Here is a 19,271-nt window from a genome sequence, read left to right on the forward strand (position 1 = left end):
ATCGCTACCGCGTCCGGGCGGGAACAGGGAAGTGCGTATGAGTACCAAGGTCAGTCGCCGTACGGTGGTGGGTCTCGCCGCCGGCATGGGCCTGCTGCCGTCCCTGGCCGACGCTCGTGAGCCCGGCCTGGCGGCGCGGGACCTGCGCGTGGAGTGGCTGACCGACCCCGTGGGTATCGACACCCGCCGCCCGCGTTTCCGCTGGCTGCTGGAAGCGGGCGAGGGCGCGCGAGATGTGCGGCCGACGACCCTGCGGGTGATCGTCGCCAGCTCGCCCGAGCGCCTGGCCGCTCGCGTGGGCGACGTCTGGGACAGCGGCCGACGCAAGTCCGGCAAGTTGGACATCGCGCCGCCCAAGGACCTGCCGCTGGCCTCGCACACGCCCTACGTCTGGGCGGTCGAGATCGATGGGACATGGAGCGCGCCGGCGCGGTTCGTGACCGGCATCCTGGATCCTGCCGAGTGGCGCGCCCACTGGATCATGGCCAAGCCCGAGAAGGTGCGCGGCGACCACGTGCGCGGTTGGAGCAAGGAACTCACCGACCCGGCCGAGACCGCGCCGCCGCTGTTGCGGAAGGACTTCGACCTGAAGCGTAAGCCGCGCCGCGCGGTGGTCTCGGTCTGCGGGCTGGGCCACTTCGAGCTGACCGTCAATGGCGCGTCGGTCACGACCAGCGTGCTGAACCCCGGCTGGACGGCCTATGACAAGACGGCGCTCTACACGACCTACGAGGTCGAGGGGCTGCTGCGGCCCGGCGCCAACATGCTAGGCGTGCGGCTGGGCGGCGGCATGTACGACGTCGAGAAGGTCGCCGGCCGCAAGTCCAAGTTCGTCGACAGCTACGGCCGGCCCCGACTGCTGCTGCAACTGAGTCTGCATCACGACGACGGCTCGGTGCAGCACGTCGTCAGCGACGAAAGCTGGCGCGTGGCCGAGGGATCGATCGTCTTCGCCTCGATGTTCGCCGGCGAGGACGTCGACGCTCGTCGCGAGCGGCCCGGCTGGGACCTGCCCGGCGCCAGCGACGACGGCTGGCGGCCGGCCTTGCCGGCGCCCGATCGCAAGATCCGGCTCAAGGCCCAAGGTGTGCCGCCGGTCGCCATCCACCAGCGCTTCGAGACCGTGGCGATCACCGAGCCCAAGCCGGGCGTCTTCGTCTATGACCTGGGCCAGAACTTCGCGGGCCGGCCGGAGATGGTGGTGCGCGGCCCGGCGGGCGCGGCGGTCAAGCTGACGCCGGCCGAGGTGCTGGGCGAGGACGGCCTGGCCTGGCAGCGCAGCTTCAACGCCGGTCCTGATCGCTGGGTGCTCTACAACTACACGCTGGCGGGTAAAGGCGAGGAGCGGTTCGTGCCTCGCTTCAACTATCACGGCTTCCGCTACCTGCAGGTCGAGGGCGCGGTTCCGGCCGGCCGGGCCAATCCGGATGGCAAGGCGGAGATCGTCTCTCTGGTCGGTCAATTTCTGTATGCGGATCTTCCGCAGGTCGGGACTTTCGCCAGCAGCGACAAGCTGCTCGAGCGAACTCATCACCTTATCGAGCGCGCGGTGGTGTCCAACGCCTACAGCGTGCTGACCGACTGTCCGCATCGCGAGAAGCTGGGCTGGCTGGAGCAGGCGCACCTGAACGCGCTGACGGTGATCTACAACCGCGACGCCTCGACCATGTACGAGAAGATGATCGGCGACATCGTCGACACCCAGCAGCCGGACGGCATGGTCCCGGGCATCGCGCCCGAATACACCGCCTTCCTGGAACCCGACGGCCGCGACCAGGACGCCCGCAACTCACCGGAATGGGGATCGGCGGTGGTGCTGGCGCCGTGGGCGGCCTACCGCGCTTATGGCGACAAGAAGGTGCTGGCGGACGGATATCCGGCCATGCGCCGTTACGTCGACTACCTGGCTGCTCGCGCGCAGGGCCATATCGTCGATTTCGGCCTGGGCGACTGGTACGACGTCGGTCCCGGCAAGCTGGGCGCCTCGCAGCTGACCAGTCGGGCGCTGACGGGGACGGCGACGTCCTATCAGGCTCTCACCACGCTGGCGTTGATCGCCGAGGTGCTGGGTCGGCCCGCTGCCGAAGCCGCCGACTACCGCAAGCGCGCTGAGGTGATCCGGACGGCGTTCAACGCCAAGTTCTTCGACGCGACGGCGGGCTCCTATGATCGCGGCAGCCAGACCGCCAACGCCATGCCGCTGGCCCTGGGCATGGTCCCGAAGGGGCAGGAGGGCAGGTTGCTGGACGCTCTCGTCCGTGCCGTGCGGGCCAGCCAGAATGGCGTCACAGCCGGCGATGTCGGCTTCCACTACGTGGTGCGCGCCTTGGCCGAGAACGGTCGCGACGACGTGATCTTCGACATGATGTCGGTCACCGACCGGCCCAGCTACGGCTACCAGCTGGCGCGCGGCGCGACGGCCTTGACCGAGGCCTGGGACGCTGACCCGACCAAGTCGTTGAACCACTTCATGCTGGGTCATGGCGAGGGCTGGCTGTTCGGCGGGCTGGCCGGGATTGCCGTCGACTTCGCCGCCGCGCCGGATCGGGTGATCACGGTCGCGCCCAAGCCCGTCGGGACGGTGGCGTCGGCGGAGGCGACCTTCCGCTCAGCCTTAGGCCCGGTTCGCAGCGCCTGGCGCAGGGAAGGGGGCGTGCTGGCCCTCGACGTCGACGTGCCGGCCGGCGCGCGGGCGACCGTGCGGCTGCCGACCAGCGCTCCGGCCCAGGCGCGCGAATGCGGTGTCGCGGCGGCGACCGCGAAGGGCGTGCGCTCAACCCGCGCCGTCGCCGGCGGGCTGGAGATGGTCGTGGGTTCCGGTCGCTACCGGTTCACCGCGCCCGTCTAGCGCGGGCCGAAGGCCGCCATGAAGGTGCTGACCGCGGCCTCGACCTCGGTGTCGACCTCTTCGGGCGTGGGCTGGCCGATGTAATTGACCAGGCGCGCCTTCAGCATGCGGTTCTGGCACAGGCCGATGAACTGGTGGCCGGCGGCGATCGGGTCTGAGACCTCGATCCGGCCTTCCAGCTTCATGCGCGCCAGGAAGCCGCCCAGCAGCCGCGCGCCGCGCAGCGGGCCGGCCTCGTAGAAGGTGCGGCCCAGGTCGGGCGAGCGCTCGGCCGCCGTGGCGATCAGGCGGAAGTGGCGCATGTTGCGGTCGGACATGACGTTGGTGACATAGCGCCGGCCCAGGCGGGTCAGCGCCGCGCGCACGTCGTCGACCTCGTCGTCCAGCAGCTGGAACATCTCCGCGCCCTGCCAACCGCAATAGCGCTCGATATGGGCCTGGAAGATCTCTTCCTTGCTCTTGAAGTAGTTGTAGAGCGTGCTCTTGGAGCCGCCGACCTTGGCGGCGATGGTCGACATCGAGGCGGCGTCGAAGCCTTCCTCCAGGAACACCTCGGCGGCGACGTCGAGGATGGCCTCGCGGCGGGCGTTACGGTCCAGGTTGGGCTTGGCGTCGATCATCGAAATTCTTTCCGACCGTACGGTACGGTCGCCTTGACTGTAGCGCAAGAGGAGCCTACTTGCACTCCTGCATATGACTATACCGTACGGTCACATCAAGGCGCCTCCCCATGCCGACCTTCTCTTCTCGCCGTAGCCTTCCATTCTTCGCTGCCGCCAGTGCTCTGGTTCTGGCCGCCTGCGCCAGCCTGCCGCCGGCGCAAGCCGCGCGGGTGGCGAAAGCTCCGCAAGCCTACGAAACCGCCCAGACCCTCGCGGCGCCGACCGCCGATTGGCCGGCCGACGCCTGGTGGGCCGCCTATGGCGACGCCCAGCTTAACGCCCTGGAAGACGAGGCCCTGAAAGGCTCGCCGACCCTGGCCGCCGCCGAGGCTCGCCTGCGCCGCGCCCAGTCGCTGGTCGCCCAGGCCAAGTCCGCCGACCTGCCGCAGGTTTCGCTGGGCGCCTCGGCCGCCGAGAGCAAGCAGAGCTACAACGCCGGCATCCCGCCGGCCTTCGTGCCGCAGGGCTATAACGACATCGGCCGCCTGGCCCTCGACTTCAGCTGGGAGCTGGACTTCTGGGGCAAGAACCGCGCGGCCGTCGCCGCCGCAACCTCGGAAGCCAAGGCCGCCCAGGCCGACGCCGCCCAGGCCCGCCTGACCCTGTCGACCGCCGTCGCCTCGACCTATGCCGAGCTGTCGCGCCTGTACGCCCAGCGCGACGTCGCCGCGGCCGCCGTCAGCCTGCGCGAGCAGACCAGCAATCTGGTGTCCAAGCGCGTCGCCAACGGCCTCGACACCAAGGCCGAGAGCGAGCAGGCGGCCGCCGGGCCGCCCGCTTCGAAGGCTGAACTGTCGGCGATCGACGAGCAGATCGCCCTGACCCGCAACGCCCTGGCCGCCTTAGTCGGTGCCGGCCCCGATCGCGGCCTGGCCATCGCCCGTCCGGCCAATGCGACGATCAAGCCGTTCGGCCTGCCGCAGAACCTGCCGGCCAATCTGATCGGCCGCCGCCCCGACGTGGTCGCCGCCAAGTGGCGGGCCGAGGCCGCGACCTCGCGCACCAAGCAGGCCAAGGCGATGTTCTATCCGGACATCAACCTGACCGGCTTCATCGGCGCCCAGTCGCTGTATCTGGACAAGCTGTTCTCCAGCGGTTCGGACATCGGCCAGGTCGGCCCGGCCCTGCGCCTGCCGATCTTCGAAGGCGGTCGCCTGCGCGCCGGCCTGCGCGGCGCCGAGGCCGATCGTGACGCCGCCGTGGCCAGCTATGACAGCGCCCTGACCCAGGCCCTGCGCGAGGTGGCCGACGTCACCGCCAGCGAGAAGGCTTTGACCTCCCGCCTGGCTGACGCCCGCTTGGCGTTGACCGCCAACGAGAACGCCTACCGCATCGCCCGCCTGCGCTACGAAGGCCAGCTGTCGACCTACCAGTCGGTGCTGCTGGCCGAGCAGTCGGTCCTGGCCCAGCGCCGGGTCGTCGCCGACCTGGAAAGCCGCGCCTTTGCCCTCGACATCGCCCTGATCCGCGCCCTCGGCGGCGGTTTCACCGGCGCCTGAACCCTCACGACATTCGTTCCTTAGGACTTGCACCTATGTCCGATCAACAACCCGCTGCTAACAACAAGCGCCGCCGCCAGCTGACCCTGCTGGGCGGCGCCGTCGCCATCGGCGTCGTCGGTTACGGCGCCTACTGGCTGGCTTTCGAAAGCCACTATGTCGAGACCGACGACGCCTATGTCGGGGCTGAGACCGCCCAGGTCACCGCCCTGTCGCCCGGTCCCGTCGCCAAGATCTTCGTGGTCGAGACCCAGGCCGTGAAGGCCGGCGACCCGCTGGTCATCATCGACGACGCCGACGCCCGCATCGCCGTCGCCCAGGCCGAAGCGGCCCTGGGCCAGGCCGAGCGCAAGGTGAAGGGCTACTTCGCCAACGACACCGCCCTGGGCGGCCAGTTCGAAGCCCGCCAGGCCGACGTCGCCCGCGCCGACGCCCAGATCGTCGCCGCCAAGTCGGACGTCGAGCGCGCCCGCGTCGACCTCTCGCGCCGCCAGGCGCTGGTGGGCGAGGGGGCTGTCTCCGGCGACGAGCTGACGACCGCTCAAAACCGCTTGCAGAACGCTCAAGCCGCCCTGAACGCTGCGCAAGCCGGCCGCGCTCAGGCCCTGGCCAGCCGCGACGCCGCGATCGGCACCCGCGAGGTCAACACTGTGCTGATCTCCGGCGCTTCGGTCACCGAGAACCCGGAAGTGAAGGCCGCCCAGGCCCGCCTGGACGCCGCCCGCCTGACCCTGGCCCGCACCGTGGTCCGCGCCCCGACCGACGGCATCGTCGCCCGCAAGTCGGTGCAGGTCGGCCAACAGGTCGCCATCGGCTCGCCGATGATGGCCGTGGTGCCCACCACCCAGGCCTATGTCGACGCCAACTTCAAGGAAGTGCAGCTGAACAAGGTGGTCCCCGGCCAGCCGGTGGTGCTGACCTCCGACCTCTACGGCGGCGGCGTGAAGTTCCACGGCAAGGTGCGCGGCCTGGCCGGCGGCACCGGCTCGGCCTTCTCGCTGATCCCGGCCCAGAACGCCTCGGGCAACTGGATCAAGGTGGTCCAGCGCGTGCCCGTCCGCATCATCCTGGACCCGGCCGACCTCGCCAAGCACCCGCTGCGCGTGGGCCTGTCGATGAAGGCCAAGATCGACGTCGCGAAGTAAGGAGTCGCCATCATGGCGTCCGAACAATCTCAAGCGGTCGGTCCGCCGCCGATGACCGGCGCGCTGCTGGCGATCACCTCGATCGCCCTCGCGCTGGGCACCTTCATGCAGGTGCTGGACAGCACCATCGCCAACGTCTCGATCCCCACGATCGCCGGCAATCTGGGCGTCAGCTCCAGCCAGGGCACGTGGGTGATCACCGCCTTCGCCGTGGCCAACGGCGTCTCGGTGCCGCTGACCGGCTGGCTGATGGGCCGCTACGGCGTAGTGAAGACCTTCGTGGTCTCGGTGATCCTGTTCACCGTCGCCTCCCTGCTGTGCGGCCTCTCCTGGAACCTGGAATCCCTGATCCTGTTCCGGATCCTGCAAGGCGCGGTGTCGGGACCCATGATCCCGGGCTCGCAAGCCCTGCTGATCATGATCTTCCCGCCCGCCAAGCGCGGCACGGCCCTGGCCATCTGGTCGATGACCACCCTGGTGGCCCCGATCTGCGGGCCGATCCTGGGCGGCTACATCTCTGACAACATCTCCTGGCCGTGGATCTTCCTGATCAACGTGCCGGTCGGCATCCTGTGCGCCGTCATCTGCTGGCGGAACATGGCCAGTCGCGAGACCCCGACCCGCAAGCTGCCGATCGACCGCACCGGCTTCATGCTGCTGCTGATCTGGGTCGGCGCGCTGCAAGTGATGCTGGACACCGGCAAGGAAGCCGACTGGTTCTCGTCGCCGGCCATCGTGGTCGAGCTGGTGCTGGCGATCGTGTTCTTCATCGCCTGGGTGATCTGGGAGCTGAACGAGAAGCACCCGATCGTCGACCTGTCGCTGTTCCGCTCCAGCAACTTCACGATCGGCACCATCGCCTTCTGTCTGGGCTATGCGGTGTTCTTCGGCAACAACCTGCTGCTGCCGCTGTGGCTGCAGACCCAGATGGGCTACATCGCCACCTGGGCTGGCCTGGTGGCCGCGCCCAGCGGCGTGGTCGCGGTGCTGCTGACGCCGTTCGCGGCCAGGATCATGACCAAGGTCGACGCCCGCTGGACGGCCAGCCTGTCGCTGGCGGCGTTCGGCCTCTCGTTCTTCATGCGCTCGGGCTACAACTCGCAGGCCGACTTCTGGTCGCTGGTCATGCCGATGCTGGTGCAGGGCGTGGCGATGAGCACCTTCTTCATCTCGATGGTGACCATCTCGCTGAATGGCATCCCGCCGCAGCAGACGCCGCAGGCCTCGGGTCTGTCGAACTTCTCGCGGATCACCGCGGGCAGCTTCGCCGCCTCGCTGGCCACGACGATCTGGGACCGGGGCGAAGCCGTGCACCAGACCCGCCTGGCCGAGACCATGAGCTCGGGTAGCCCTGCCTGGATTGACGCCGTGAACAAGCTGCAAGCGGCGGGCATGACCCATCTGCAAGCGGTCGGGGCGGTGACCCAGCAGGTCGTCAACCAATCCTACCTGCTGGCGGCGCTGGACTTCTTCCGCGTCTCGGCCTGGCTGTGCGTGATCCTGATCCCGCTGATCTGGCTGACCAAGAAGGCCATGAGCGGCGGTGGCCCGGTCGCCGCCGACTAGGATCTCACTTTCATAATGTGAGATTGACTCCTATAGAATGGAATGGCGGGGCGTTGATCCGAAACGATCGACGCCCCATCGTTCAACCGCGGTCCACCGCGGACAAGCGTTCTGGGAGTCATCGATGCGACGCGCGCTTCTGGCCGGTCTGGCCTTCTCCATCCTCGCCGCGCCGGCCCTGGCCCAGCCCATCGACCGCCACGCGCTGGTCAGCCGCCATGACGTCAAGCTGACCAAGGTCGACCCGTCCGCGCCCCTGATGGTCGGCAACGGCCAGATCGGCTTCACCGCCGACATCACCGGCCTGCAGACCTTCCCGGAAGCCTATTCCAAGATCGCGCCGCTGCTGACCGAGGCCCAGTGGGCCTGGCACGCCTTCCCGAACCCGAACAACTATACCTATGCCGATGGGACCACGCCGATCGACGTGCGCGGGACCAAGCAGCCCTACGCCTACATGAAGGACTGGAACGAGGCGGCCAGCCGTCCGGCCCTGGCCTATCTGCGCGAAAACCCGCACCGCTTCTCGCTGGGGCGCGTGGCCCTGGACCTGCGCGACAAGGCGGGCAAGCCGGCCAAGTTCGAGGACCTGACCGCGACCGAGCAGACCCTGGACCTGTGGACCGGCGTCCTGACCAGCCGCTTCGTCTATGACGGCGAGGCCGTGACGGTCCGCACCAGCGTGCATCCGACCCTGGACATGATCGTGGTCGACGTGGACTCGGCGCTGGTCGAGCAGGGGCGGCTGAAGCTGTCGGTGAAGTTCCCGGGCGTCTCCAAGGCCCTGAACCCCGATCCGTCCGACTGGAGCCATCCGGAGCTGCACACCACCAAGGTGACCGGGGAGGGCGCTTCGCGTCTGGACGTCTCGCGCCAGCTGGACGCCACCAAGTATTTCGCCGCCCTGCAGGCTGATCGCGCCGTCGACTTCACCGCCGCCGGCCCACACGCCTATGTCGTCGCACCTAAGGCCAAGGGCCGGACACTGGGGCTCGAGGTCGCCTTCTCGCGCCAGGCCGTGGCCAAGCTGCCGACCGTGACGGTCGCCGACCAGGCCACGCGCGCCCATTGGAAGTCGTATTGGACTGAGGGCGCCGCCGTCGACTTCTCGGGCAGCACCGACCCCCGCGCCGCCGAGCTGGAGCGCCGGGTGGTGCTGTCGCAGTACCTGATGGCCCTGAACGGCGCCGGTGAAGTCCCGCCGCAGGAGGAGGGGCTGTTCTCCAACAGCTGGAACGGCAAGTTCCACCTCGAGATGCACCCCTGGCATGCCGGCCACTTCGCCCTGTGGAACAAGCCGGAATATCTGGAGCGCAGCCTGCCCTGGTACGTCGGCCACCTGAAGGACGCCAAGGCCCGCGCCGCGAGCCACGGCCTGAAGGGCGCCTGGTGGCCCAAGATGGTCGGCCCCGACGGCGTCGACAGCCCCAGCAAGGTCTCGCCCTTCATCATGTGGCAGCAGCCGCATCCGATCTGGATGTCCGAGCTGATCTGGCGCGACAAGCCGACCAAGGCGACCCTGGCCAAGTACGGCCAGCTGGTCTCCGAGACCGCCGACCTCTTGGCCAGCTTCCCGCACCGCGACGACAAGGGCCGCTTCGTGATCGGCCCGCCGATCATCCCGGTGCAGGAGAACTACGACCCGCTGACCACCTTCAACCCGGCGTTCGAGCTGGAATACTACCGCTGGGGTCTGGAGACCGCCCAGCAGTGGCGGATCCGCGCCGGCCTGGCGCGCAAGCCCGAGTGGGACGCGGTGATCAAGGGCCTGGCCCCGATGGCCACCAAGGACGGCCTCTATCTGCCGACCGAGTCGACGCCGGACTTCTGGGACGTGGCCAAGAGCAAGGACTGCTCCAAGCACGCCGTCGGCGAACAGTGCATGAACCGCGACCACCCCTCGTTCCTGATGGCCTATGGCCTGATCCCCGGAAAGGCCGATCCCGAGACCATGCGGCGCACCCTGCGGGCCGTGGAGAGTGACTGGGACCTGCGCCAGACCTGGGGCTGGGACTATCCGATGATCGCCATGACCGCCGCGCGCCTGAACGAGCCGGACAAGGCCGTCGACTGGCTGTTCTTCGACGCCAAGAACAACAAGTTCGGCGTCTCGGGCATGACCCCGCGCGTCCACCTCGACGCCCATGCCCAGGCCTTCCTGGCCACGGCCAAGGACGGCGAGCCGGTCGGCCCCGACGGCCCCGGCTACACCCGCGCGGCCGAGACCTACTTCCCGTCGAACGGCTCGCTGCTAGCGGCCGTGGCGATGATGGCGGGCGGCTGGGATGGCTCGAAGGGGCCGGCGCCGGGCTTCCCGAAAGACGGCAAGTGGAGCGTCCGCGCGGAAGGCTTCAAGCCGATTCCGTAAGGACCATTTTTCCTCGGATTCTTGCCGAAGCCGTCTTCGCCGAGGGGCGAGGGCGGCTTCCTTTACGTCAGCTTGGCCGTTTCGACAGCGTTATCAAAACCGGCTGAAGCTGAACTGGTAACGCCAACGAATAGTCGAGCAAAAACATATTCATACCGGACTTTTGCGCCGGTTTTGACGATCGACCTAGTTAGCCGCTTGCCGTGAAATCGCGGCCAATTGGTAAGACCAGAGTTGCGTTTCTTTGCAACTTGTCACAAGATATGGATAGATATCCCACATTCTGAGAAGTGTGGTTAGTGAAGACACCGGTGTCACGCACCGGTAGGGGAGAAACACAGGATGATTTTCAGCACGTTCAAAGCGCGCCTGCTCGTGTCGTGCGCGGCCATGACCGTGGCTAGCGCTGCCAGCGCTGGCGCCGCCATGGCCCAAACCGCTGCCGCTCCCGCCGCCGAAGACACCCAGGTCGAAGAAGTCATCGTCAGCGGCTACCGCTCCAGCCTGAGCAAGGCCCTGGGCGCCAAGCGCACCAGCATCGGCGCCATCGACGCCATCCTGGCCGAAGACATCGCCGCGTTCCCCGACCAGAACCTGGCCGAAGCCATCCAGCGCCTGCCGGGCGTGACCATCGACCGCGTCGGCGGCGAAGGTCGCCAAATCTCGGTGCGCGGCTTGAACGCCGACTTCACCCGCGTGCGCATCAACGGCGTGGAAGCCATCGCCACGGGCGGCGGCAACCGCAGCCGCGGCTTCGACTTCAACGTCTTCGCCTCGGAACTCTTCAACAGCATCACGGTGCGCAAGACCCAGTCGGCCGACGTGGCCGAGGGCTCGCTGGGCGCCACGGTCGACCTGCAGAGCGGCCGTCCGTTCGACTACACCGGCTTCAAGGCCGCCGCCTCGGCCGAGGGCAGCCTGAACAGCATCACCGACCGCATCCTGCCGCGCGCGGCGGGCCTGCTCAGCTGGTCCAACCCCGACAAGACCTTCGGCGTGCTGGCCTCGGTGGCCTATTCGAAGCGCCAGCCCGTGGCCGAGGGCTTCAACACCACCCGTTGGCAGGGCGCCGACGCCAGCGACAACTTCGCCAGCTGCTCCAAGTGCACGACGCCCGAAGAGCTGGCCAAGGTCCAGAACGCCTTCTATCCGCGCATCCCGCGCTACACCGCCTCGAAGATCGACTCCGAGCGCCTGGGCATCACCTTCTCGACCCAGTGGCGCCCGAACGCGAAGTCGGAACTGGCGCTGGACGTCCTCTATTCGGACCTGAACCAGTTCACCGAGAGCCCGAACCTGGAAGCCATCTCGTTCAGCCGCTCGAACGCGGCCGGCGTCGGCTCGACCATCGTCCGCGACTACGCGCTGAACGATCGCAACACCTTCACCTACGGCGTGTTCGACAAGGTCGACGTCCGTTCGGAGAACGGCACCCAGCGCGACCACACGACCTTCACCCAGGTGACCCTGACCGGGAAGTACGAGTTCACCGACCGCCTGCGCGGCCAGGTGCGCCTGGGCGTGGCCAATTCTGACTACCGCATGCCCGAGCAGATCTCGTTCCAGCTCGATCGCAACGACGTCAACGGCTACACCTACGACGCCCGCAAGAACGACCGTACGCCGATCATCACCTACGGCTTCAACGTCGCCGACCCGAACCTCTACACCCTGACCGAGATGCGCTCGGCGGTGCAGACCTCGCTGAACATCACCCGCACGGCCAGCGGCAACCTGGAATTCGACGTCGACGAGCACCTGAAGCTGCGCGGCGGCGTCGACGCCCAGCAATACGTGGTCAAGTACCGTGGCGCGAGCCGCAACCAGGTGCTGACCGGCTCGAACCAGATCGTCGGCGTGGGCGCCTTCTCGAAGGTCGTCTCGTTCGGCCGCGACTTCCCGTTCCCGGGTGGCGACCGCAGCTATGTGGTGGCCGATATCGACAAGGCCCTGGCGGCCACCAAGCTGCTGAACTTCCCGCTGATCGTCCAGCAGGGCGACACCCGCGACGTCGAGGAAAAGGACCTGTCGGGCTTTGGCCAGGCGGTCGTGGACGCCACCGTGTTCGGTGGCAAGCCGCTGCGCGCCGACTTCGGCTTCCGCGTGGCCCACACCAAGGTCACCTCGCAGGGCTTCATCGGTTCGGGCGTCTATCTGACGGCCAAGAACGACTACACCGACGTCCTGCCGTCGATGAACGTCACGCTGGAGCCGCGTGACAACTTCATCCTGCGCGGCGGCATCGCCAAGGTCATGGCCCGTCCGACGCTGGGCAGCCTGACCCCCGGCGGTTCGGTCGGCGCCACCACGCGTACGGTCAACTTCGGCAATCCGGACCTGGAGCCGTTCCGCGCGACCAACTTCGACCTGGCGGCCGAATGGTACTTCGCCTCGGAATCGCTGATCGGCGTGGCGGTCTTCTACAAGAAGATCGACAGCTTCATCGCCAGCCAGACCACGCGCGCCGTCTATAGCTCGCTGGGCCTGCCGGCCAGCCTGCTCAGCACCAGCGCCGGCGTCTCGGTCAACGACATCTTCGACGTCACCAACCCCTACAACGGCGAAGGCGGCTGGCTGAAGGGCGTCGAGTTCCAGTACCAGCAGCCGTTCAACTTCCTGCCGGACGCCTTCCGCGGCTTCGGCTTCATCGGCAACTTCACGTATGTCGACTCGAGCGTGAACTACGGCACCACCGCCGCGCCGAAGTACAACAAGCTGACTGGCCAATCGAAGACGACCGCCAACGCGACGATCTACTTCGAGCGCGGCAAGTTCAGCGCCCGCACCTCGCTGGCCCGTCGCTCGGGCTTCCTGACCCAGTTCCCGGGCTCGAACGGCAACAGCGAGCACGGCACGCACGGCAGCACGTACTACGACTTCTCCTCGAGCTATAAGATCCGGCCGAACCTGGTGGTCACGCTGGAAGGCATCAACCTGGGCGACAAGTTCACCGACGCCTATGTCGACACCGCCGACCGCGTCAGCGACTACCGCCACACTGGCCGCGAGATTCTGCTCGGCGTGCGCTGGACGTACTAATCTTCCTTTTCTCGACTAGGTCCTCCCTGGGGCTCGGCGTGATCCATTCCTCGCGCCGAGCCCACCTTTTTCGGAGAATATGACGTGATCGCTCGCAGAACCGTTCTTGGCCTGGCCGCGGCGGCCCTGGCGACGCCCGTCCTGGCTCAGCAGCCGGCACCGGTGGCGACGACCGCTCCGAAAGACTGGATCGACCCCAAGACCGGCCACCGCATCGTGCGCCTGTCGGAGGAGGGCGGGAGCAAGAACCTCTACTTCCACCAGCACGGCTACACGCCCCAGGGCGATAAGCTGGCGATCAGCACGCCGTCGGGCATCGCCCTCGTGGATCTCACGACCTTCAAGCTGACCACGCTGCCGAAGACGAAGGACGCGGACTTGCTGTTCTTCCCGCGCAATTCGCGGCGGCTCTACTACTCGGTCACGGCGCCTGGTGAGGGCCAGCCGACCGATCGTCCCAAGACCATCTACGCCCTCGACATCGACAGCGGTAAAGCCAAGGTCGTGGCCAAGCTGGCCCAGGGCGGGATCACCTCGATCAACGCGGACGAGACCCTGCTGCTTGGTGTCGTGACCTATGGCGGCAAGCCGCTGCAACCCAACACCGTCGACGACCGCAAGCGTTTCGGCCAGGCCGAGTACGCGGCCAACGGTCCGGACGGCAAGCCGCTGTCCTTCGCCAAGGCCAAGGGCGTGCGGATGACCGAACGCTTCGAAACGCCGACGCCGATGGAGATCTTCACGGTCAACCTGAAGACCGGCGAGCGCAAGGTGATCCACGCCTCGGACAAGTGGCTGGGCCACGCTCAGTTCTCGCCGGCCGATCCAGCCCAGGTGATGTTCTGCCACGAAGGCCCCTGGCACCGCGTGGACCGCATCTGGACCATCCGCACCGACGGCACGGGCCTGACCAAGATCCACACCCGGACCATGAACTTCGAGATCGCCGGCCACGAGTTCTTCTCGGCCGACGGCAAGTGGGTCTGGTACGACCTGCAGACCCCGCGCGGCCAGGTGTTCTGGATCGCCGGCCACGAGCTGGCGACGGGCAAGAAGCTCTATCGCCGGGTCGAGCAGAACGAGTGGTCGGTGCACTACAACGTCGCCAAGGACGGCGTGCTGTTCGCCGGCGACGGCGGTGACGCCGACATGGTCGCCCACGCGCCCGACGGCAAATGGCTCTACGCCTTCCGGCCCGAGACCATCCGCGACGCGGCCCTGCCGTACTACACCGAAGACCTGATCACCGTGGACAAGATGGCCAGCGAGCGACTGGTCGACATGTCGGCTCATGACTACCGTCTAGAGCCGAACCTGACCTTCACGCCGGATCAGAAGTGGATCGTCTTCACGTCCAACATGCACGGCGCCAACCACGTCTACGCCGTCGAGGTCGCCAAGAAGAGCGCCTGATCTGAGGGGAGCGGGAATGAACGGTATCCGTCGCAGCGCCGGTCTGGCTCTGGTTCTTGTCGCTAGTCTCACGAGCGGCGGGGCCTTGGCCCAGACCGCGCCGGCGGCGGTCGGCGGCCCTCGTCCCAATCTTGTCGACAACATCGAGCGACCGATCCGCTACCGGCCCGACGGCGGCGACTTCGTCATCGAGAATGGCGTCGAGACCTTCAACCGCCCGCTCTATGGCGGCGACACGGCGTTCCGCGTGGACGGCGGCGACAAGCCGGAGTTCGTGCTCTACCTGCCGGGACGCGGCGGCAATCTGCGGCTGGCCCTGGTTAGCGCGGGCGGCGCGAAGTGGCTGCATGAGGCGGCCAGGATCACCACCCGCTACCGGCCTGGCGAGCTGATCTACGAGATCCGTGATCCGCTGCTGGGCGATGGCGTGCTGCGCGTCGAGGCCGTGGCCTATGCCGTGACCGAGGGCCTGTCGCTGCGGATCGAGGGCTCGGGTTTGCCGCCGGGCCTGGAGCTGGTCTGGGCGTTCGGTGGCATCACCGGCCAGCGCGGCGCTCGCGACGGCGACATCGGTACCGAGAAGGTCCCGATCGCCGAGTGGTTCCAGTTCAAGCCGGCCTTCGCCGAGATCAACCGCGTCGGGCTGGACGACAACGGCTTCAAGCTGACCGCGCCCCAGGCGGTGATCCTGGGCGCCGCCAGCGGCCCGGCCCGCTACCAACGGGGCGAGGCGGGGGCGTGGAACGATCTGCCGCGTCTGCTGGCCAGCCAGGGCGCGGAGCAGGGCAGCGTCGCCCTGGGCCGCGCCAGCTTGTCCTCGAACACGCCGCTGACCCTCTCCTTGCAACGCGTCGATCCCGGCGTCGCCGATGACCTGGCCGACTACAAGGCCGTCCGGGCCGCCCGACCCGAGGACAAGGTCACACCGACCGCCCGTCCGCCGGCCTTCGCCAAGGCCGAGCTGGCCACGCGGTTCGAAGAGGCTCGCGCCCACTTCCAGGCCCTGCGCGCGCAGGTGCGGATCGAGACGCCCGATCCCTATATCAACGCCGCCATGGCCGCCTTGAACGTCGGGGCCGAGGCCACCTGGGACGGGCCGCAGCAAGCGGTCATGCACGGCGCGGTCGCCTGGCGCACCAAGCTCTTGGGCTGGCGTGGACCGTACTGGCTGGACGCCCTGGGCCGCGCCGATCGCGCCGACCGCCACTTCCGTGACTGGGCCAAGGGCCAGAACGTCTCGCCCATCCCGGCCGCGATCCCGCCAGCCGACGAGGACGCCAACCTGGCGCGGGCCGAGAAGGCGCTGCACTCGAACGGCGACCTGTCGAACTCCCACTACGACATGAACACCGTCTATATCGACGCGCTGTTCCGGCACCTGGAGTGGTCGGGCGACCTGAAACTGGCCCGCGACCTGTGGCCGACGATCGCCCGGCACCTGGCCTGGGAGAAGCGGCTGTTCCGCCGCGAATTCGGCCCGCGCAAGCTGCCGCTCTACGAGGCCTACGCCCAGATCTGGGCCAGCGACCATCTCTCGTACAATGGCGGCGGGGCGACCCATTCGTCGGCCTACCAAGCCTATCACAATCGCATGGCCGCCAAGGTCGCGCGGCTGATCGGCGAGGACCCGACGCCCTACGACCGCGAGGCCGACGCCATCCAGGCGGCCATGCGCGAACTGCTGTGGATGCCGCAGGAAGGCGCCTTCGCCGAGTACAAGGACCTGATGGGCGAGCAGCGGCTGCACCCGTCGTTCGCCCTGTGGACCTACTACCACGCCATCGATTCCGAGATCGTTCCGCCGGCCGACGCCTGGCGGATGTCCGACGCCCTGGCGCGGCTGCCGCGTATCCCGATCAAGGGACCGGGCGTGTCGGCCGACGCGGCCTACGGCATGTACGCCAGCACGGACTGGCTGCCCTACGCCTGGTCGATCAACAATGTCGTCACCCAGGAGAACCTGCACACGGCCCTGGCCCTGTGGCAGGCGGGGCGGGCCGACGAGGCCTTCCGGCTGACCAAGAGCGGCCTGCTGGCCAGTATGTTCATGGGCATCTCGCCCGGCAACATGGGCACTCTGGCCTGGCCGGACGTCTACCGCCGCGAGTCGCAGCGCGACTTCGCCGACAGCGCCGGGGTGACCGCGCGGACCATGGTCGAGGGGCTGTTCGGCCTGCATCCCGACGCATTGACTGGGACGCTGACGATCCGTCCGGGTTTCCCGGCAAGCTGGGATCACGCGTCGATCGCGCACCCGGCCTTCGCCTATGACTTCAAACGGCAGGGCGATGAAGATCGCTGGACGTTGAAGCCGGGCGACCGCCGCTTCAAGACCGTGGTTCTGCGCCTGCCGGCGCCGCGTGAGGGCGTGGCAAGCGTCGAGATCGACGGCGCGAAAGCGGCCTGGAAGTCCGCGTCCGACGCCATCGGCGGTCCGGCCATCGAGATCACCGCGCCGGGCGACAAGGCCGTCGAGGTCGTCGTGCGCTGGAGCGGCGTGGCCGTCGCCAGTCCCGCGACAGGATCGGCGAAGAGCTTCCAGCGCGTCTCGCGCAACGGCCTGACCTGGCTGGCGCCGGTCGCCGGTCCGGTTCCCGCCAAGCCGGCGACGTCTGCGGTTCCGGTCACTGTCGCCGGCCGCATGGACCCCGTCACCATCACCTTCAACGACCGCGTCACGGCGATCTACGCCAAGAACAAGTACCGCTCGCCCCGGCCGCGTGGTCCGTCGCTGGGTGTGCCGGCGCAAGGCCTGGGCGGCTGGGCCGGGCATGTGAACCAGATGGCGACGATCGACGATGCGGGTCTGCGCCGCGTCGCGGCCGGGCAGGGCGGCCAGATCACGACGCCGTCGGGCGTGGTCTTCCGCACGCCGGGCGCGGCCGACGTCCCGAACATCGCCTTCACGTCGCTGTGGGACAACTACCCCAAGCAGGCCGTCACGCCGCTGTCGGGCAAGGCCAGCCGCGTCCACCTGCTGATGGCGGGCTCGACCAATCCGATGCAGAGCCGCTTCGACAATGGCGAGGTGGTGGTGACCTATCAGGACGGGACGACGGCCCGTCTGGCGCTGCGCAATCCCGACACCTGGTGGCCGATCGAGGAGGACTTCTTCCTCGACGACTACCAGTTCCGCGTCGACACGCCGCCGCCCACGCGCGTGGACCTGGCGACCGGCCAGGTGCGGGTTCTGGATCCCGTGACCTTCAAGGGCCAGGGCCGCGAGGTGCCTGGCGGGGCGGCCACGGTGCTGTCCCTGGCGCTGGACCCCCGCAAGCCGCTGCGCGACCTGACGGTGCGCACAACGGCCAACGAGGTGGTGATCGGCCTGATGGCCGTCACGCTTGAGCGCCCGAACTAAAGCCCCGTGACGCCCGTCGAGGCCGAGACCTCGGGCGGCTTGCCGTCCAGGGTGTCGACCTTGCTGCGGGTGAAGGTCCAGTCCTTGGCGTTGGCGATGCGGCCGCCGGCCTGGACGTCCAGGTCCAGGTTGTCGAACGCGAAGCGCTCCAGCGGCAGGTCGGGGAAGGCCGCGACCTCGAAGGCGGTCTTGGCCCCGATGGCCTTGATGTCCTTGATGCGCACGTCGCTGAGGCGGCAGCGGCCCTGTTCCGGCGGCACGTGCTGGGTCATCACCTTCCAGTACGGCGGCACGTCGGTCATGCCGGCCGGGATCTCGGCATAGCTGTAGCTGGGATTCCAGTTCAGGTTCACCCGCAGGACGGTCGGCACGTCGTGCAGGACCATGCCGGCGATGTCGATATCCTTGACCGTGCCGCCGCGCGTATGGGCCGACTTGAACAGGATGCCGACCGGGGTCGGGTTGTGCACCGTCAGGCCCGCGACCTTGATGTCGTGGAAGCCGCCCGAGGTCTCGCTGCCGAAGGTGATCCCGGCCGAGGCGTCGCGGATCACGCAATCGCGGATAACGACGTTGTAGGTCGGCCGGTTTACGCGCAGGCCGTCGGCGTCGCGGCCGGCCTTCAGGCACAGGGCGTCGTCGTTGCAGGCCACGTCGATCCGCTCGACCAGCACGTCGTGCGAGCTGTCGATGTCGACGCCGTCGGTCGAGGGGCCGCGGCCGCCTTCGTTGTTGCGGATCTCCAGGTCGGCGACGTGGATGTCGTGCGAGTAGCAGACATGCACGGTCCAGAAGCCCGAACGGCGCAGGCGCGGCCCGGCCAGCTCGATCTTCTCGCTGTCGAACACCTGGATCAGGCGCGGGCGCTTGCAGTCATAGTCGGCGGCCCAGCGCAGGCCCTTGGGATCGTATTTCCGGCGCAGGGCCCAGTAGCTGTCCCAGAACACCTTGCCGTCGCCGTCGATCGTCCCTTCGCCGACGATGCGGACGTTCTTCTGCTTGTAGACATTCACCAGCGCCGCCGGCCAGGTCAGCTCGATGCCGGCCACGCGGGTCGCGATTTCCGGATAGTCAGCGAGGTTCTGCGAGCCCAGCAGGGTCACGCCCTTGTCCAGGCGCAGGGTGACGCCCGACTTCAGGAAGATCGAGCCGGTGCGGTAGACGCCCGGCTTCAGGGCCACGGTCGCGCCGGTCTTGGCGGCCTCGTCGATGGCGGCCTGGATGGCCTTGGTGTTCAGCGCCTTGCCGTCGCCGACCGCGCCATGGGCGTTGGCCAGGATCGCCTTGCCGGCCGCCAGGGCCAGGGTGGGGGCGGAAGCGGCCACGAGGCCGAGCTGGAGAAGGGCGCGTCGTTGCATGTGAGCCTCGGA

At 68.1% G+C, this 19,271-nt stretch carries 10 protein-coding genes; 8 read left to right on the forward strand and 2 right to left on the reverse strand.

Features of this window, described 5'->3' with window-relative positions; genetic code table 11:
• Window positions 1-37: 37 nt before the first annotated feature.
• On the forward strand, window positions 38-2,848 hold the full coding sequence (locus AC07NF_RS02485; protein WP_494631710.1) for a family 78 glycoside hydrolase catalytic domain: 2,811 nt from the start codon (window positions 38-40) through the stop codon (window positions 2,846-2,848).
• Here the strand turns inward: AC07NF_RS02485 and AC07NF_RS02490 are convergent.
• Entirely contained in the window at window positions 2,845-3,468 is a 624-nt protein-coding gene (locus AC07NF_RS02490; RefSeq protein WP_494631354.1) for a TetR/AcrR family transcriptional regulator, read from the reverse strand. The genes AC07NF_RS02485 and AC07NF_RS02490 overlap by 4 nt on opposite strands.
• Window positions 3,469-3,578: 110 nt before the next feature.
• Here AC07NF_RS02490 and AC07NF_RS02495 point away from each other — a divergent pair, with 110 nt between their 5' ends.
• From AC07NF_RS02495 to AC07NF_RS02525, 7 genes are all read left to right on the forward strand, one after another.
• Complete coding sequence (locus tag AC07NF_RS02495) at window positions 3,579-5,009, forward strand: efflux transporter outer membrane subunit (protein ID WP_494631350.1); 1,431 nt, start codon at window positions 3,579-3,581, stop codon at window positions 5,007-5,009.
• A gap of 35 nt (window positions 5,010-5,044) precedes the next feature.
• On the forward strand, window positions 5,045-6,154 hold the full coding sequence (locus AC07NF_RS02500; protein WP_494631345.1) for an HlyD family secretion protein: 1,110 nt from the start codon (window positions 5,045-5,047) through the stop codon (window positions 6,152-6,154).
• A 12-nt stretch (window positions 6,155-6,166) separates the two neighbouring features.
• The gene (locus tag AC07NF_RS02505) at window positions 6,167-7,720 is read left to right on the forward strand and encodes a DHA2 family efflux MFS transporter permease subunit (RefSeq protein WP_494631343.1); all 1,554 of its coding nucleotides are present in this window, start codon (window positions 6,167-6,169) and stop codon (window positions 7,718-7,720) included.
• A gap of 124 nt (window positions 7,721-7,844) precedes the next feature.
• Window positions 7,845-10,088, forward strand: a complete 2,244-nt coding sequence (locus tag AC07NF_RS02510) for a hypothetical protein (protein WP_494631341.1) — start codon at window positions 7,845-7,847, stop codon at window positions 10,086-10,088.
• A 342-nt stretch (window positions 10,089-10,430) separates the two neighbouring features.
• Complete coding sequence (locus AC07NF_RS02515) at window positions 10,431-13,127, forward strand: TonB-dependent receptor (protein WP_494631339.1); 2,697 nt, start codon at window positions 10,431-10,433, stop codon at window positions 13,125-13,127.
• An 84-nt stretch (window positions 13,128-13,211) separates the two neighbouring features.
• On the forward strand, window positions 13,212-14,540 hold the full coding sequence (locus tag AC07NF_RS02520) for an oligogalacturonate lyase family protein (protein WP_494631335.1): 1,329 nt from the start codon (window positions 13,212-13,214) through the stop codon (window positions 14,538-14,540).
• Between the two features lie 16 nt (window positions 14,541-14,556).
• On the forward strand, window positions 14,557-17,901 hold the full coding sequence (locus tag AC07NF_RS02525) for a DUF4450 domain-containing protein (RefSeq protein ID WP_494631333.1): 3,345 nt from the start codon (window positions 14,557-14,559) through the stop codon (window positions 17,899-17,901).
• On the opposite strand, the gene AC07NF_RS02530 is transcribed toward AC07NF_RS02525, so the two are convergent.
• Entirely contained in the window at window positions 17,898-19,259 is a 1,362-nt protein-coding gene (locus AC07NF_RS02530; RefSeq protein WP_494631331.1) for a glycoside hydrolase family 28 protein, read from the reverse strand. The two genes, AC07NF_RS02525 and AC07NF_RS02530, sit on opposite strands and share 4 nt — an antisense overlap.
• Window positions 19,260-19,271: the final 12 nt, after the last annotated feature.

The sequence above is a fragment of the Caulobacter sp. GW821-FHT10A06 genome, from assembly GCF_059415805.1.